This is a genomic window from Tunturiibacter psychrotolerans, assembly GCF_051013365.1.
In the GTDB taxonomy this organism is placed as follows: domain Bacteria; phylum Acidobacteriota; class Terriglobia; order Terriglobales; family Acidobacteriaceae; genus Edaphobacter; species Edaphobacter psychrotolerans_A.
Genome location: NZ_CP132941.1, coordinates 1277911 through 1295589, shown reverse-complemented (window position 1 = coordinate 1295589; position 17679 = coordinate 1277911). Strand labels below are relative to the sequence as shown.

Below are 17679 nucleotides of genomic sequence, written 5' to 3'. Positions count from 1 at the left end.
AATAACTAATGCTGAACGCAACAAATTCATTGAGCAGATTTTACGTTGTGGTCGGTGGGTTCGGGAGCAAAATCGGTGTGTGTGTGCCAGGGGACGGTCTCCGATGCGACTTCGTTGTGTTTGCGCAGGTACTCGAGTGCGTAGGTGCTTGCGGTGGGGTCGTCTTTTTGATCGGCAAACATCGCTGCTTCGTGGGCCGCTTTCTCTTTCATGCCGAGGCGGCGGTAGATGATGGAGAGGATATAGTGTGCAGCCAGATCGTCGGGATCGATGGATTGTAGAGTCTCGTACTCTGTGCGGGCTTCGTCATACTTGCGCTGCTGATAAAGAGAGAAGCCAAGCTCTCGGTGAGCGTCGCGTGAGTTGGGGAATTTTGTAATGACTTCGCGGAGATCTGCGATGGCGTTGTCGACCTGGCCCTGGTTCCGTTCGACTAACGCAAGGTAGTAGAGCGCACGGGAGTTGTGCGGGCTAAGCGCGAGCGCCTTGTCGAGGCTGGTACGGGATGCTTCGTAGCGCTCCCACTGGAAGTCTGCAATGGCGATGTTGGTGAAGGCGTCGGCGTAGTCGGGTCGGAGCTGGGCGACTTGCTGGAATGCGCGGACACTCTCGGCGTATTGCTGCGCATCCAACATGGTGATGCCGTAGTTATTCCAGCGCATCCAGATTTTGTTGTCCTGTGCGTCGACCGAGGGGGGATTGTCGCCGAGGGTGAAGGTGCGTGTGCGTTCGGACATGGTAACGACTGGCATCTCGTAGTGCTTGCCCATTCCGAAGTCCATGAAATGCTGATCGAAGCGGCGATAGTTGACCTTAGCTGTAACGGTGATGGGTCCCGTCGCGTCCGCGGGTACTTTGAATTGGTAGCGGACGACCTGGGAGCGACCGGAGGCGATCGTGTTGTTGTAGGCCACGACCCGATTATTCCAGACTTGATGGAGATCGTTGATCGTTCCCCTCGTGTTTACGAGGCGATTGGTGAAGCTGTGCGCGCGAGGATCGAGGTCGCCGTTGGGTTGAATTGTGCCGGAGTGCATGAGGGTGTGACCAGCGGCGTCTTTGGCTTCAAACTCGACCCAGCTCTCGTACATGTCGCGCTGCTCGGGTACGTGGCTGTGAGCGATGCCTGTGTTTTGGATGATGATCGTGGTGGTTAGGAGATCGCCTGGGGCGACGGCGAAGTTTTCGTTACCGAGTGGGGCGATGATTTTGTCTTGATTTCTCTCAAGCCCGAAGATGTCTACGTTGAAGACGCCGGCCTTGAGGAAGGCTACGGTCTTCTCCATCTGAGCGTCGTAGTTGTAGAACTTCGGGAGAACGGTGTTGGCACCGAGCCATCGGTGGGAGGCGAGTTTTCCTTCCTTCGCTCCTGAGTCAGAGGTGCTGAGATCTTCGCGGGTCATGTGACAGGTCTGACATGTGGAGACCTGGTCTTTGACGTAGAAGGGAAGGGGCGACTGTTTGGCGAAAGAGGAGAGCTGCCACTCGTCGGAGAGGAAGATGGCGCGTTGCCATTTATAGTCGTTCAGTTGCTTGGGGAGAGCCGCTTTATGGCAGGCCGCACAGAAATTGCTAGTGCGGTAGAAATCCTTCATTACTGCTTTGGAGTGGCGGTCGAGGTGGGCGAGGATCTCCTTGTCAGAGACGTCGCCGTAGATGGGTTGGTCGTTCTCATCGAGGAGAACCGTCGGTTGTGCGAGTACATAACTGCCGGTGCCACGGGCATCGACCTTCTGGATGGAGTGGCAGACGGAGCAGGTGATGCCATCTTCGTCGAACTTACGATTGACCGGTGATCCCTTGGTGAGAGCTCCTGAAACGAGTGCGATGGGGTTGTGGCAGCCTTCGCAGTGACGGGTGTATTCAATGCCTTTTTCGGCTGTCAGCAGGCCTGTGTTCCTGATGTACCAAGGAGCGCGAAAGGAGTTAGCGTGAGCGGATTGGCGCCATTCGGCATGGGCTTCCTGGTGGCAATGGCTACAGTATTTGGCAGTGGGGAAGGCTTTGGGATTGATGAACTGGCCGGTGTCTGTAGTGGCGTTCGACGGCAGGAAGGGTTGATTGGCGCCGAATCTGAAGTTGTAATGTTCTTTGACTGCCTCGGTATAGATCTCTCGCTGGGCAGGCGTAGTGACGGTATCGGAGGCATGGGCTCCATCCGTCTTCAAGGCAATGAAAAATGAGGTGGCGGCTGCGCAAAGGGCCGTACAGAGGATGATGCGACCGATCCGTCTGTAAGGCATTTTCATAGGAGAAGTGATTGTAATGATGCGTCAGGTGGGTTCGCTATCGTTCTGCGGGTGGAAGGTTGTGTCGATCAAAAGTTTGAGGTCAAGAATTTGCGGCGACTAAATCTTTGTTCCTTTGCTTTCTGTCAGAGTGATAATTTGGTCCACCTTCGTGATTACGAACTTTTCTTTAGCTCCGCTGGGCCAGTGTACTTCGATTGAATCGATTGTGGCGGCGTCGCCGAGGCCGAAGTGAACGCGAGGATCATGAGTGGAGGCGAAGCTGCCTCCTGAGGTTACATCGCCACGCTGTTTTTGGCCTCCTGCGGTAAGGTAGACCGTTGAACCGATAGCGTCTCGAGGGCTTTTGGGTCCGCCTACGAGTTTTAGCTCGATCCAATGATGGTTGTCAGCGGAGACGTTACGGAGCAGGCCGGGGTGGTGGTCGAGTGCGTTGATGACAACATCCAATTTGCCGTCGTTGAAGAGGTCTCCGACGGCCATTCCGCGGCCGGTGTAGAGAGCTGCGAGTCCGGTGCCTTCGACTGCGGGTTCGAGATCGAATTTTTTTCCGTCAATGTTGCGGAAGAGGAGCGGGCGTTGTGCCCAGGTGGTTCCCCAGGTTGTTTGGTCGACCTGCGGGTAGACGTGGCCATTGGCGACGATGAGATCCTTCCATCCATCGTTGTCGAAGTCCAAAAACGCCGTGCCCCATCCGAGGAAGGGAATTGTGGGTTCCGCGATTCCCATCTGATAGCTGATATCGGTGAAGTTGCCATCTCCATCGTTGCGATAGAGCGGGTTGTAGTCGTCTGAAAATGTTGTGTTGTAGATGTCGAGAAGGCCGTTGTTTTGGTAGTCCCCGGTTGCGATGCCCATCGATGCTGTTTCGCGGCCGTTCTCGTTGAGAGCGTATCCGGAGGCGTAACTAGCATCCTCGAAGGTGCCGTCGCCTTTGTTGATGTAGAGGTAGTTTGGTGTGGAATCGTTGGCGACGAGAAGGTCTGGTTTGCCATCGTTGTTGACGTCGACGAAGACGGAGGCGAAACCGTAATAGCCATTGCTGTCGGAGACTCCGGCTTTTTCGCTTATGTCGGTGAAGGTTCCGTCCCCGTTGTTGTGGAAGAGGTGATCGGGTTCGCCCTTGAGACCACGCGGGCCGCACATGACTTTCACTCCGCGAAACTGGCAAAAGCTGTAGGAAACCTCTTTGCCTCCGGACCCAGGCTGGTTTGCGATGTCGTAGTGAACATAGCCTGGGACGAAGAGATCGAGCCGGCCGTCACCGTCGTAGTCTCCCCAGGTGGCTCCAGTGGACCAGTTGCCGAGAGTGACCCCGGCTTTCTCTGCGACGTCGGTGAAGGTGCCGTCATGGTTGTTGTGATAGAGGCGGTTTTTGCCGAAGTTGCTGACGTAGATGTCGGGCCAGCCGTCGTTGTCGTAGTCGGCGATGGCAACGCCGATTCCCCAGCGGTCATTGGTAACGTGTGCGTTTGCTGCGACGTCGGTGAAAGTGCCGTCGTGATTGTTGTGGAATAGGGCGGCATGGGGCGGTGTCGCTTTGCCGCTCATCGCGTCGTAGGTAGAACCATTGACCAGATAGATGTCCAGCCAGCCATCGTTGTCATAGTCGATGAGTCCCACGCCAGATCCGTTTGTCTCGATGATGAAGTTCTTCTCCGGAGTTCCCATTGTGTGGGTCCAAGAGGTCAGGCCGGCTTTTGCGGCGATGTCCTGGAAGATAATGTGGCCACTCTTTACGAAGCCGCCGGCGGTGATGGGTCGTTTTTCTGCGTCGAGCACTGCGGGGTGTGCTCCGCCAGTGTTGGCTCCTCCCGTTGCAGGCGCCTGTCCGCCTTCCTGGGGTTTGTCAGATTGTGTATCTGTGGTGTGGGAGTTTGGAGCGGTGGATTGGCCTATCGATATTCCTGTACTCACAAAAAGGATTGCCTGGAGGACAAAGGCCAGGTGGTGCGAAGTATAACGGCGGCGATGATGAACGGTCACGAATGTGTCCTTGTGATTCCCTATTTCAGTTTGCAGCGGCAGTCGAGTTGTGCGCGCATTTTTAGTTCTCTCGATGGACTCACGATCATGTTTACCATACGAGCCTCGCATGTGATTGCGACTTTGTTGTCAGAGATAGCTCGGTTAATTTGACGCTGGCACGGGGCGACCCTTCCCTTCGCTGAGTTCGATGATGCGATCGATCTGTGCGGGAGGGTCAAAGAGTTCCGTTTGGCCGCTGGGCCAACGGATCTGGATGCTTATGAGGCGAGTTTCGAGGCCGAGGCCGAAGTGGAGGCGAAGATCGTTGGAGGAGTTGTAGCTGGAGCCGCTTCGGACTTCGTCGACCCAGAGACGGCTCGCAGATTTCAGGGTCGCGCGTGCGCCGATGGCATCGCGGTTCGAGGAGGTGCCGATGAGGTGCAGCCCGAGCCAATGGTTCTGATTCCTGGCGAGGTTGACCAAGAGCATCGGTCGATCGCTGAGGTTGTTGATGACGTCTTCTAGACGGCCATCGTTGAAGAGATCGGCGATGGCAAGGCCCCGACTTGAGCGGGGATCGGCTAATCCGGGGCCAGAAGTTTTGCTGATGTCGCGGAACTTTCCGTTGCCGAGATTGCTGTAGAGGAAGCGAGGTTCGCGGTAGGAGGAACCTAGTTTGGCGGAGTCGACTTCGGGATAGACGTGGCCGTTTACAACGAGCAAGTCGGGCCATCCGTCGTTATCAACATCCGCGAACATGGCGCCCCAGCCGAGAGCATCGGCGTTGATGCCTAGTCCGGCGGCGAAGGTCATGTCTGTGTAGGTGCCGTCACCGTTGTTGCGATAGAGGGTGGAGGTGTCGTCGGAGAAGTTTGTTTTGAAGAGGTCGAGTCTACCATCGCCGTCGTAGTCGGCTGCGGTAGAGCCCATGCCCGCCTGTTCACGTCCGTCTTCGTTGAAGGCTACGCCGGCGTCTGCGGCAGTGTCTTTAAAGGTTCCGTCGTGGTTGTTGCGATAGAGGATGGCAGGGGTGGAGTCGCAGGCGACATAGAGATCGGGCCATCCGTCGTCGTCGTAGTCGAGAGTAGTGATAGAGAAACAGTAGTGTCCGTTCGTGTGTTCAAAGCCGCTGGGCTTGCTGACGTCTTCGAACTTTCCTCCGCCGAGGTTGTGATAGAGGATGTTCGGTGCGCTCTCGAGGCCACGGGGACCGCACATGACGGGAACGCCTTTCCAGATGCAGCCTGAGGTCTGGCCTGGAGTAGGCGTGTGGGCAAGGTCGAAGTGTACATAGTTGGCGACGGCGAGATCGAGTTTGCCGTCGCGATCATAGTCGACGAAGGCACAGCCCGTTCCCCACTCCTTGCCGGTACCGGCAACGCCTGCCTGCTCCGCGACTTCTTTGAAGGTTCCGTTGCCCTGGTTGTGGAAGAGACGATTTTTGCCGTAGCCGGTGACGTATATGTCGTCGAATCCATCGTTGTCATAGTCTCCGACACAGGCACCTTGACCCCACCCGGTTGAAACGAGGCCTGCCTTCACGGTGACATCTGTGAAGGTACCGTCGTGATTGTTGTGGAGGAGATGATTGGTGGGTTTGGCCTGGTTGGGTGCGGAAGTTGTGCCAGGCATGTTGGTGCCATTGACGAGAAAGATGTCGGGCCAACCGTCACGGTCGTAGTCGAGGATGGCGACGCCGGAGCCGGTGGCTTCGATGATGTAGCGCTTGGATTCGACGCTACCGTTGACGTCGCGAACGGTGATGCCTGCTTTGAGTGCTACGTCGACAAACCAGGCTGGGGGAGGATGATCAGTGGTTGGAGGGTAGGGCTGCTGGCCGAAGGCCGTCGTCGCAAACGTAGCGATGACGGACATTCGAAAGAGCGACTGAAGCGTCATGGTTTTGAGGCCGGGGCAGGAGTTGTCGATGTTTTCGATTGCGATGACGTGCCCATAGCAAGAGTTTTCAGAATCTTTCCACCTTCCTGAATGACGTAAAGATGGTTTGCTGCGAGGTCGGTGAGCGTGTCTGTCGTTCCGGATGGCCACTTGATTTCGACCGAATCTGCTTTGGTGGAGTGGTCGAGACCGAAGTGGATGCGGAGATCGTTTTGCGAGTAGTAGCTGCCGCCGCTGCGGACTTCGTCGATCTGGGTGAAGGGTTTGGCTGCGCCTGGTAGTGCTGTCGTGACGCTGATCTTTGCTCCGATGCCGGAGCGATTGGACTTTGTGCCGACTGTGCGAATTTTGATCCAGTTCCGGCCGGTGGTTGAGTCGCAGTGAAGTAACTGCGGGAGGCTGTTGATGCAATTGACGACGACGTCCAGCACACCGTCGTTGTCGTAGTCTCCGAAGGCGCAACCACGGCCGGGGGCGGGAGTCGTGATGCCGGGGCCTCCTTGCGCGGTTACTTCTTCGAATTGCCCGTTGCGCAGGTTGCGGTAGAGATATTTGTGTTCAGCGTAAGGTGCGTCGATCGCGGTTCCATCGACTTCTGGGTAGACGTGGCCGTTGCAGATGAAGATGTCGGGCCAGCCGTCGTTGTCCATGTCGAAGAAGCCGACGCCCCAGCCAAGATAGCGGGTGTTTACGCCAAGTCCGGACATGTAGGTATGGTCGTCGAAGTTTCCGTCGCCGAGGTTAACGTAGAGGGAATCGGTGTCACCGGCGAAGTTGGTTTTGACGATGTCGAAGCGGCCGTCGCGATTGAAATCTCCAATGGAGACGCCCATGCCGGCTTGTGGCTTGCCGTCAGGCGAGTAGGCGATACCGGCTTCGATCGCTACATCTTTGAAGGTCCCGTCTTTTTGGTTCTGGTAGAAGGTGGCGGCGGTGGAGTCGTTGGCGACATAGATATCAGGCCAGCCGTCGCCGTCGATGTCGGAGACAGCTACCGAGAGGCCATAGGTTCCGATGGTGTCCCACATGCCTGCTTTTTGCGAAACGTCGGTGAAGGTTCCGTTTCCATTGTTGCGATAGAGGATGTTTTTGCCACCCTGAAGACCGGGAGGGCCGCAGGCTACCTGAATTCCTTTGTAAGCGCAGCCCGCAGCTTCGGGGAGAGGTGCGGTTTTGATGTCGAAGTCGATGTAGTTGGCGACAAAGAGGTCGAGATGCCCATCACGGTCGTAGTCGAGAAAGGCACAGCCGGAGTTCCAGCGCGTCTTTGATTGGAGAAGGCCTGCCTTCTCTGTGACGTCGGTGAAGGTTCCGTTTCCGTTGTTGCGGTAGAGGACATTTTGGCCGTAGTAGCTGACGAAGAGATCGTCCCAACCGTCGTTGTTGTAGTCGCCGACACAGCATCCCTGGCCCCATCCGGCGCGGCCGAGTCCGGCTTTGAGGGTGACGTCGGTGAAGGTACCGTCGCGATTGTTCTTGAAGAGTCGCGAGATGGGCTCCTGCCCCTTGGGGAATCCGTCGAGGCGCGTACCGTTGACCAGGAAGATATCGATCCAGTCATCGTGATCGTAGTCGTAGAAGGCCACGCCGCAGCCTGTGGTTTCGAGTAGGTATCGATTTTTGTGTTCACCTCCGTAGATTGTTTTTGCGTTCAATCCCGATTGACGTGCCACGTCGGTGAAGGTGATGCCGAGCGCGGTACCGGCAACGGGGGAGGGGAGCCCTTTGGGTGCGGGGCGAGGAACAGCGTCGTAGGTGGGGCGCGATCCCGCTTGTTGGGGTGGTTGCGGATTTTGCGGCGCTGCCAGGGCCAGAACGTCGTCGAGCGAAAGAACCAGTGCAGTGGTGGAGAGCGAGGTGAGAAAGTTACGGCGGGACCAATTCAAAAGGACTCTCCTCGGGTTATTGACCCGGACAGGCGTTTCGAGGCTCTCTATTCGACGTGGTAATTGTAATCACAAAATTGGATAGGGTTGAAAGAGTGTTGGAAGTGGCTCACGTAGGAGATCTGTTGGAGGCACAAAGCTGCTTGGGAGAGCTTGCAGTGCTGACTCTATGGGTGAGAGGAAGGGGCGTTGGCTGGTGCGGAAGTATTTGCGATGAGCTTCTTTGCTTTTTGTCGTTCGAGGGCAGCATCGGCGCTTCTCCCTTGCCTATCGAGAGCATCTGCTAAGGCAGAGTGAGCTTCACTGTAATTTGGGTCGGCGTCTACTGCAGTTTGCAGTTGGACGATTGCCTCTGCAATCTGACCCTGTTTTAGAAGAGCTTTGCCGCTATCGAGCGCGAAGTTGGCACGCTGGCGGCTGACGGCAACGCGGCTGAGGGTTGCGGCTGTTTTCCGTTCGGCTATCGCGCCTTCTGAATCTCCCTGCTGGCTGAGGACTGCGGCAAGACTGATATGCGGGCTGGGCTGGTTGGGTAACAGGTCGATGGCTCGTCGCAGCGCGGCGGCGGCCTTTTGCGGATCGTTGTTGTTCTTATAAACATTGCCGAGGAGAGCCCAGGCATCGCCGTTATCGGGGCGTAAGGCGGTGGCCTTTTCGAGTTCAACCTGGGACTCTGCGAAACGCCCGAGTTGGAGATAGAGAACACCGAGCGTGTATGGCGGATCGGGTAATTTCGGATCGAGCTCTTCTGCGCGTTGGAACTCAGGCACTGCTGCGGTCGGATTGTCTTTTAGCTTTAACGCTAGTCCAAGATCGTAGTGGAGATGTGAGTTGTCAGGTTCGACAAGGAGTCCTGCACGAAACTGCTCTATGGCGTGGTCGAGATCGCTTTGCTGAAGGTAAGCGACGCCGAGGTCCTGAAGCAGGGTCGCATTCTGCGCGTTCAGCGCGAGGGCGCGAAGGTAGAAGACGATCGCACCCTTTGCGTCGCCCGTCTGCACGAGCGCGAGTCCGAGATTCGTAAGTGCGGCGGAATCCTGAGGACGTGCCGACACGACCTGTTTGAAGAGAGGTAGAGCTTCACGGGGGTTGTCGTTGGCTTGCAGGGTGAGGGCGAGTTCGTATTGGATGTCAGTCGATGCAGGATCGACCGCCAATGCTTGTCGCAACACTGTGAGGGCGGCCTCTTCCTGATCGTTTGCGCGAAGGGCGCGGCCAAGCTGTAAGACATACTCGACATTTTCTTTGGCGAGCTCGTTCGCTTTCGTCAGTTCGCTAACGGCAGATGCGGGGTTGCCTTGATTCAGAAAGACGGAGCCGAGGTGATAGTGCGCGGATGCCAGCGATGGGTCTAGTGAGATAGCGCGCTGAAAGTGAGCGGTGGCGTCAGGGTACTTCTGCTCTTGCGCAAGGATGGTACCCAGACTATCGTGCAGAACTGCATTGTCGGGTGCGCCGGCCAGAGTGGCTTCCAACTGCTTTTGGGCTGCTGCCGGCTCTCCCGTTGCGGCGAGCGCGGCGGCGTAGGCGATGGAAGCCTGCGGCGTGAGCGTCTGCGTCGAATCGCCTTTCGTTCCATCAAGGAGCTGAAACATCTGCACCGATTTCTGATATTGGTGTAGTTGAGAGTAGGTAATCGCCAGGGTGAGGGTGGCGTCCGAATTCTGCGGGGCGAGTCTGTGCGCCAATTCGAGTTGATCCGCTGCATAGGCTAGATCTCCTTCAGCAAGCAGGACGGTTCCGAAGGCACTGTGCCCGGCGGCAACTTCAGGGGCTAGTTTGACCACCTTTGCAAACTGTATGTGCGCAGTAAGAAGGTCATTTTGAAGATAGGCTGCGGATCCGGCACGGAACGCTTCCTCTGCTTCCTTCACTCTGTCGGATGTAGCGGCTGGTGCGGGAGCTGCCGGCGTTGAGGGAGTCTGTGCTCGAGCCAGTGGGACGATCGCGAATACGCTGAAAAGCAGAAGCGAACTTGTCTGGAAGCGTTGCATCTCAGCCGATTGTAATCATGGACGAAGGGCAGTGGTGTTGTTCGTTTCGGGCGAGTGGGCGAAGTCGATATAGTCACGACCTACGTAGAGTCGGTATCCGGAGCCGTTGGGCATGGGAAGGACCTGAAGGGGAGTGGGCCGGTGGAAGGTGGCGTCCTTGGTTGAATGGATGGAGAAGAGATCGTGGCCTCCGATGTCCATGACGACGAAGGCATTGCCGGCCAGGAAGCCGCAGCCGTATGCGCCTGGCGGAAGCCGATGCCCTTCGATGTCGAGGGATGCTTCAGTGATCAGATACGCTTGATATTTTTCCTGCACCGAACTTGAATAGCCCGCAGTGTCCACGAGGGTAACAAGAAGCAACTCGTTTTTGTTGAACTGCACTCCGCTCGAGTTTCGTGCCTGAATGGGTGCGCTCTGGCCACGGAAGAAGACTGTTGCGGGCAGTAACTTCGCCGCTTCTGACGCCGTCAAAGCTCTAGACTCATTCGCGGTGCTTGAATCGCTTTGGTATCTGCTGACAGCGCGAGTTGCTCTGTATGTAGAGAAAATCGTGAGGGCAAACAAAAGGGTGGAGCGCAAAGGTTTGCGGAGCATGATCGGCCTCTTATCAATGGCATCGTACTTGGTTCGGAGAGAACTCAGCAACATGTAGACTGGTGATCTTTTGAGAGGGAGGCTCTATGCGGGCTGCTTTTTCTGTTGTCGCAATGCTTGGCGGAATCGCGGGCGCTCAGACAGGGATGTTGCGGCCGGTCGATGCTTTTCCAATCAGAGAAGATAGTCTTGTGATTCAACGGCACGTTGAGGCGGGCAAGCCATTCACTGTTGCCGGGACAAGCGGCGCGATGCCTGGGCAACAGGAAGGAACGTTTGAGGCATGGGTGCTGCCCGTAAAGCTGCTTAGCCACTTCGCGATTCGAGCCGATGTGGAAGGGTATTCGGTGCCTATCGATCTAAATGCAGATGCGGCGGAGATCGAGGTGTCTCCTGATCGTACGGTGATCACGTATTCGCATATCGCGTTTACGGTGAGGCAGATTATGTTTGCCCCAGATGATGCGGAGGATGGCACAGGTGCGGTGGTGTTGTTTCAGATTGATTCGACGCGACCGATGGATTTGACCTTCAGCTTTACGCCCGAGATGCGGCCGATGTGGCCACAGCGAAGTCAGGGGCTTCCATCGGCGGATTGGGTGAAGCAAGGGAATGGGGGATTTTACGTGCTGCATACTGACTTTCCCGATCTTGCGGGGGCTGTAGCGATACCGAATGCGCAACCGGGAATATTGGCTCCGTATCAAGAGAAGCCACGTTTTTATCCGCTGGAACTGAAGTTGCATTATGACCCTAAACGAGATACGAATCGCTACTTTCCTCTATTGATGGCGATGGGGACCACAGCGGAGACTGCGACGAACGCTAGGCTACAAGGGAAGCTCGAACGGTTGAACAGCGAGTTGCCGCGAATATATGCGAAGCACGCGGAACGATATCGACAGATGCGAGATAGTTTGACGGCGATTCGCACTCCGGATGCTGGATTGAACGATGACTTTGCCTGGGGAGAGGTTTCGATTGAGCAACTAAGGGCGAGGGCGCAACCGAGTGGGGAGATTGGGTTGGTGGCTGGATATTACTCGTCTGGGGATTCTGCGCGGCCTGGATTTGGTTGGTACTTTGGGCGCGATAGCTTGTATACGCTCTATGCCGTGAATGGATTTGGTGACTTCGGGCTGACTCGTGCTGAACTTGAGTTCCTGATGAAGAGGCAGCGCGATGACGGGAAGATCATGCACGAATATCCGCAGACCGCGGCGTATTTTGATTGGAAGGACTTCTCTTATGCATACGCGGCAGCGGATTCTACGCCGTTGTTTTTGACTGCGTTGCTGGATTACGTGCGGACGAGCGGCGATGTTGAATTTCTTCGGCAACATCGGGAGGCCGTTGAGAGAGCGTGGCGTTTTGAGACGACTCATGACACCGATGGCGATGGCATTTATGACAATTCGCAGGGGACGGGTTGGGTGGAGAGTTGGCCGACCGGGATGCCGCATCAGGAGATCTATCTGGCACTGCTCGATCAGCAGGCTTCGGCTGCGATGTCGAAGCTTGCTGGGTTGCTGGATGATAAGGCTACAGCCGATACTGCGGGTGCTCGTGCTGTAGATCTGGCGAAGAAGATCGAGGCTGAATACTTCGATTCTGCGAGTCAGCAGTATGCGTTCAGCCGAAACGTTGATGGGACTCTTGACCGGACGGCTACTGTTTATCCGGCGATTGCTTGGTGGAACGGAGGAGTGGGGTTGGCGCATCCGCAGACGAGTTTTCGGCGGTGGGCTTCGCATGATTTTTCTACCGATTGGGGGCTGCGTGATGTGGCGGAGAGTGAGCCTATCTATGATCCGATCAGTTATCACCAAGGGTCGGTGTGGCCTCTGTTTACAGGGTGGGAGGCGGTGGCGGAGTATCGTGCGGGACGCCCGCTGGCTGGTTATGAGCACTTGATGCAGAACGCGGATTTGACGACGGCTCAGGATCTCGGCGCGGTCACGGAGTTGCTGTCGGGCGCATTCTTCCAGCCTTTCGGGCGGAGTACCAGTCATCAGCTCTGGTCTTCGGCGATGGTGATCACTCCGGCGCTGCGGGGTTTGTTTGGTGTGGAGGCGGATGGGCTCTCCCACTTGATCGATCTTGATCCACATCTTCCTGCGGATTGGGATTCGGCTACGGTGGAGCGACTTCATGTGGGGGCGTCGGTGTGCTCGCTGACCTATCAGCGTCAGGGGGCGAACATGGTGGTGAAGGTGTCGAATGCGTCCGGGCCGGCGGTTCGGTTGGCCAGTGCGGTGAAGGGTGCGAAGGTCGCCTCCGATGGGGCGTCGATTGCTTTTGCGTTGCCTCCGGCGGAGGTCGCGGTGCCGCATGGGCTGCCTCTGCCGGGTGCGCGGACTGCTCAGATGAAGGTGTTAGGCGAGACCGCAGATGCGCACTCGTTGAAGCTGGATTTGGAGGCTGAGGCGGATTCCGTAGTTGAGCTCAAGGTGCGGAGGAATGCGGCTAAACTCAATCTTCATGTTGAGGGCGGGACGATCGAGGCTGCTCCGGCTGGAAGCGCCGCGGGCGTCGAGAAGCTCGTCGTTAAATTCCCTTCCGGCGTTGGCTATCAGGGGCAGACAGTCACACTTCGCTGGTAACGATGGCTGCAACCTTGCCCCCCCCCCCTATATGCAGCGTGTAAGTTACTTGTATTGAGTAACTTAGGAAGTGCAGCCACTCGCAAATTCGTCATAGCAAAGGACTTGCGCCCAAATTCGTGCAGCCAAAGGACTTACGGCTACAAACGACAATTCCCCGGTTTGTGGCCGGGGATCTTGTCTTACTGGTTTAAGTATACCTATTTGAAGGAACTCATACGCCACGCGTAAGCGCTTGTGTTAGTTAGAGTTAGGCGTTTCTGGGACTTGACAGGTTTTTAGGATCTCTAGCGAGAGAGAGGACTCGGGCGGCTACTCGTGAGCAGCTTCGGTCTAAGAAATTTAGCGAAAGAGAACAGAGGTAAGAGCGGTTCCCCTTCGGGGATGACAGCAAGAAACGCAAAAGCAAAGGCGGAACGGTTCGTCACTTCGCTCACAGTGACGAAGTGGGAAGGCAGAACGGTAGGTAAAAAAATGCAACCGCAGATCCCCTTCGGGGATGACAACAAGAAAGGCCCAGGCAAAGACAAGACCCAGGCAAAGACAAGACCGAGGCAAAGACAAGACCGAGGCAAAGACAAGACCGAGGCAAAGACAAGACCGAGGCAAAAACAAACACCGAGGCAAAAACAAACACCGAGGCAAAGACAAAGACCGAGGCAAAGACTAGGACAACGGTTAGGAGGCTGGCCAAAGAATAGAGGAGCGTGGGATGCAGAGAATGATGGTGTTCAACGTTATTGCGCTTCGGCGATCCAGGTGGCGTATGGGGCCAGGGTGATCGGTTTGGTGAGCGGGGTGTGGTTCAGGGTTGGGTCGTCGGTCTCTAACGTTTTGGTTGGTCCTTTAGACAAGCCTAGTGCGGTGTAGTCGTACTTGAGGGTCTGGGGTTTGTCGGAGAAGTTGAGGGCTACGAGGACGGAGGGTTTGCCGGCGGGGCCCTTGCGCAGGTAGGAGACGACGTTTTCGTTCGGGTTGAGCATCTGCATGCTGCCTTCGTATAGCGCAGGGTTGATGCGGCGTAGCTCGATGAGGCGCTTGTACCAGTTGAGCATCGATTCGTGGTCGGGAGTTTCGACGGCGACGTTGACGGTCTTGTAATCGGACGCGACTGGAAGCCATGTAGTGTTCGAGGTGCTGAAGCCTGCGTTCTTCGAGGCGTCCCACTGCATGGGAGTGCGTTCGCCGTCGCGGCCTTTTTGTTTTGGCCAGCCGGTGATGCCTTCGGGATCGCGAACGTCTTCGATTCGAGTGGGAGTGGATGTGACCATGCCGATCTCGTCGCCGTAGTACATCTGCGGCGTGGCGCGCGAGGTGAGTAGCAGAGCCGCCATCATGCGGGCGATGCGCGCCTTCATCGCGGGATCGTTGACTCCGATGCTGTAGCGGTCCCAGAGGCGGTCCTGATCGTGGTTGCCGAAGAAGAAATATGGCTGGCCGTGAGCGGGATTGTTTTCGACCTCATCGAGAAGCTGACGAAATTTAGGGGCGTTGAGTTCATTGACGTCGGCTACCTGGAAGTCCATCGGGAGTTGGACCTCGTCGTTGTTCTTGCCGTACATCTTGGAGAGCTCGAAGATATTGGGCTCATCGGCTTCGCTGATGAGGACGGGGTTGCCGGGATATTCGTCGATGACCTTGCGCATCTCGCGCAACATGTCGTGAACTTCGGGGAGGTTGTCGGTGTACTTGTGTTGGATGTTGGGGTCGCCGAAGGCGTTGAGGCCGGGCTGGATGGGGTCGTCGTGGAGGTTGGGGTCTTCGAAGAGGCGCGAGACGGCATCGACGCGGAAGCCGTTGACACCTTTGTTCATCCAGAACCGGAGGACATCCATCATGGCCTTGACGACTTCAGGGTTACGCCAGTTGAGGTCTGGTTGCTGAACGTAGAAGTGGTGGTAGTAGTACTGCTTGGTTGTTGGATCCCACTCCCACGCGGAGTGACCGAACCAGCTTTGCCAATTGTTTGGTGGAATCGGTTTGCCGTCGGCGGTGTAGCCCTTGGGATCGCGCCAGATGTACCAATCTCGTTTGGGATTGTCGCGGGAGGAGCGCGACTCTTTGAACCATGCGCTTTGGTCTGACGTGTGGTTGGGCACGTAGTCCATGATGACGCGAATGTTGCGGCTCTTTGCCTCCGCGGTCATGTGCTCGAAGTCTGCCATGGTGCCGTACATCGGATCGATGGCCTCGTAGTCGGCGATGTCGTACCCGAAGTCGATCTGAGGCGATGGGTACATGGGCGAGATCCAGATGGCATCGACGCCAAGTTGCTTGATGTAGTCGAGACGTGAGGTGATCCCTTTGATGTCGCCGATGCCGTCGCCGTCGGTGTCCTGGAAGCTGCGTGGGTAGATCTGATAGATGACGCCATGCTTCCACCATGGGTCGGAGGTGGTGTTCTTTTGATCGACTGCAGGTGGGACTTGAGTTGCAGTTTGCGCCCAAGCGCCCGGTAAGAGACTACCGAGCGCGAGGACTGTGCAGAGGAGATGGTTCGTAATAGAGGACGTGAGAAACCGCTTTTCGTTCAAGAGCGTCTCCTTCTGTCGTGACTGTTGCTATTTGATGGAGCCGATCCATGAAGCGTACGGCGGTAGGGTTATGTTTTGCAGACTGGTCGTTCCTTGAAGCGACGGCGCGTCGGTGAGAAGCGTAGTGACTGCTGTGCCCGTGACGTTCGCCTGTTTGGCGTCGAGTGAGACTGTCTGCGGTTGCGTGGTGAAGTTCATCGCCACAATCACTGCAGGGTGGCCGTCGACTCCTTTGCGAACGTACGAGAGAACGGAGGGGTTGCTCTCGTCGATCATGATTTGCTCACCGTCGCGCAGTGTGGGGTCGGTCATACGCATTGCAATTAGCTTTTTATGCCAGTTCAGGAGCGAGTTGGGATCGGCTTCCTCGGTCTTGACGTTGACGGTTTTATAGTCCGACGCGACGGGGAGCCATGTCTTGTCAGCGTCGCTGAAGCCTGCGTCTTTCGAGCTGTCCCATTGCATGGGGGTGCGCTCTCCGTCGCGGCCTTTTTCTTTTGGCCAGCCGGTGATGCCGATGGGATCCTTGACGTCTTCACGGCGTGTGGGCGTGGAGGTGACCATGCCGAGTTCTTCGCCCTCCCACATGAGAGCGGTGGCGCGACTGGTGAAGAGAATGGTGGCGAGGATGCGGGCGATCTCCTGGTTGTGAACGCCGTCTCCGTAGCGCTCCCAGGAACGGACGTTGTCATGGTTGTCGAAGACGAAGAGGGGTTGTGAGCCGTTGATCTCGGTCTCGGCTTCGTTGATGAGTTTGCGGAAACGCGGGGCGTCGAGCTTGTCATGGTCGCCGTGGAATCCGACGAGCATGTCCATGGGGAGTTGCAACTCGTCGTGTTTGGCGCCGCCGTACCAGTCATTGAGCGAAGCTGTGTTGGGGAGATAGGTTTCGCCAATAAGGACGCGCTCGCCGGGGTAGGTTTCTATCATGGCGCGCATGCGGCGGATGACATCGTGAACCTGGGGCAGGTTGCTGGTGTAGATGTCTTTGAGGTTGGGATCACCCTGGGCGTTGATGCCGCCGACTTCGGGTTCGTCGCGGAGTTGGGGGTCTTCAAAGAGAGTGGGGATGGCGTCGAGACGGAAGCCGGCTACGCCACGGTCGAGCCAGAAACGCATCGCGTCGAAGCAGGCTTTTTCGACGGCGGGATTGCTCCAGTTGAGGTCGGGCTGCTGCTTGTAAAACTTGTGGTAGTAGAACTGATGGACGGCGGGGACCCACTCCCATGCAGAGCCGCCGAAGCCGGATTCCCAGTTGTTGGGTGGTACGCGGCCTTCGTGTTCGAAGCGCTTTTGATATGCGGTGACGTGGGGGCCGTTGGCGGGGACGCCGTCGTTCCAGACGTACCAGTCATGCTTGGGATTTGTGCGGGAGCTGGCTGATTCGATGAACCATTGGTGCTTGTCCGAGGTGTGATTGAGGACCATGTCGAGGATGACGCGGATGTTTCGCTGCTTGCCCTCGGCGATGAGGTGGTCCATGTCGGCAACGGTGCCGTACTTCGGGTCCACTGATTCGTAGTCGGAGATGTCGTAGCCGAAGTCGACTTGAGGTGAGGGGTACATGGGCGCGATCCAGATGGCGTCGACGCCTAGACTCTTGAGGTAGTCGAGGCGCTGGGTGATGCCGTTGAGATCGCCGATGCCGTCGCCGTTGGAGTCCTGAAAGCTGCGGGGATAGATCTCGTAGATGACGGCGTGTTTCCACCAGGGGCCATCGTCATGATGGGAAGCGACGGTCGTTGCCTGTTGCTCCTGGCAACGTGCGATGCCTGCGGGGTTCCATGAAACAGTGGCGGCCAGGATCGCGAGGGTGGCGAGGTGACGCAACCAGGTAAGAGATGATGCGTTGCGATGGCTTCTGTTGGTGGTCAAGTTGCGCCTCCCGGAGTTCGCAACACTATAGCATTCGGCATGTGGGTTGGGACTGATGGTCATAGCATTAAGGT

At 56.8% G+C, this 17679-nt stretch carries 9 protein-coding genes; 1 reads left to right on the top strand and 8 read right to left on the bottom strand.

Annotated elements, in window-relative coordinates; genetic code table 11:
• Positions 1-26: 26 nt before the first annotated feature.
• From RBB76_RS05250 to RBB76_RS05225, 6 genes are all read right to left on the bottom strand, one after another.
• On the bottom strand, positions 27-2243 hold the full coding sequence (locus tag RBB76_RS05250) for a tetratricopeptide repeat protein (RefSeq protein WP_429628461.1): 2217 nt from the start codon (positions 2241-2243) through the stop codon (positions 27-29).
• Positions 2244-2348: 105 nt separating this feature from the next.
• Entirely contained in the window at positions 2349-4031 is a 1683-nt protein-coding gene (locus RBB76_RS05245; protein ID WP_429628906.1) for a CRTAC1 family protein, read from the bottom strand.
• Positions 4032-4379: 348 nt separating this feature from the next.
• The gene (locus RBB76_RS05240) at positions 4380-6116 is read right to left on the bottom strand and encodes a CRTAC1 family protein (protein ID WP_429628462.1); all 1737 of its coding nucleotides are present in this window, start codon (positions 6114-6116) and stop codon (positions 4380-4382) included.
• Positions 6113-8002 (bottom strand): CRTAC1 family protein, encoded by a 1890-nt coding sequence (locus tag RBB76_RS05235; protein ID WP_429628463.1) that lies wholly within the window; start codon positions 8000-8002, stop codon positions 6113-6115. The genes RBB76_RS05240 and RBB76_RS05235 overlap by 4 nt, the downstream gene beginning before the upstream one ends.
• 167 nt (positions 8003-8169) lie before the next feature.
• Entirely contained in the window at positions 8170-9996 is a 1827-nt protein-coding gene (locus tag RBB76_RS05230; RefSeq protein WP_429628464.1) for a tetratricopeptide repeat protein, read from the bottom strand.
• 15 nt (positions 9997-10011) lie between these two features.
• Positions 10012-10470: a hypothetical protein gene (locus RBB76_RS05225; protein ID WP_429628465.1), complete on the bottom strand. Its 459-nt coding sequence runs from the start codon at positions 10468-10470 to the stop codon at positions 10012-10014.
• Between the two features lie 209 nt (positions 10471-10679).
• Here RBB76_RS05225 and RBB76_RS05220 point away from each other — a divergent pair, with 209 nt between their 5' ends.
• The gene (locus tag RBB76_RS05220) at positions 10680-13196 is read left to right on the top strand and encodes an MGH1-like glycoside hydrolase domain-containing protein (RefSeq protein ID WP_429628466.1); all 2517 of its coding nucleotides are present in this window, start codon (positions 10680-10682) and stop codon (positions 13194-13196) included.
• 737 nt (positions 13197-13933) lie between these two features.
• Here RBB76_RS05220 and RBB76_RS05215 read toward each other — a convergent pair.
• Together RBB76_RS05215 and RBB76_RS05210 are read right to left on the bottom strand one after the other, a co-directional pair.
• The gene (locus RBB76_RS05215; RefSeq protein ID WP_429628467.1) at positions 13934-15730 is read right to left on the bottom strand and encodes an alpha-amylase family glycosyl hydrolase; all 1797 of its coding nucleotides are present in this window, start codon (positions 15728-15730) and stop codon (positions 13934-13936) included.
• Positions 15731-15757: 27 nt separating this feature from the next.
• Positions 15758-17605 (bottom strand): glycoside hydrolase family 13 protein, encoded by a 1848-nt coding sequence (locus tag RBB76_RS05210; protein ID WP_429628469.1) that lies wholly within the window; start codon positions 17603-17605, stop codon positions 15758-15760.
• Positions 17606-17679 lie beyond the last annotated feature (74 nt).

What these genes read in the sequence shown, in the direction of transcription:
- RBB76_RS05250 (WP_429628461.1), bottom strand. Translation starts at nt 2,243, where the DNA reads ATGCCTTACAGACGGATCGGTCGCATCATCCTCTGTACGGCCCTTTGC.
- RBB76_RS05240 (WP_429628462.1), bottom strand. Translation starts at nt 6,116, where the DNA reads ATGACGCTTCAGTCGCTCTTTCGAATGTCCGTCATCGCTACGTTTGCG.
- RBB76_RS05230 (WP_429628464.1), bottom strand. Translation starts at nt 9,996, where the DNA reads ATGCAACGCTTCCAGACAAGTTCGCTTCTGCTTTTCAGCGTATTCGCG.
- RBB76_RS05220 (WP_429628466.1), top strand. Translation starts at nt 10,680, where the DNA reads ATGCGGGCTGCTTTTTCTGTTGTCGCAATGCTTGGCGGAATCGCGGGC.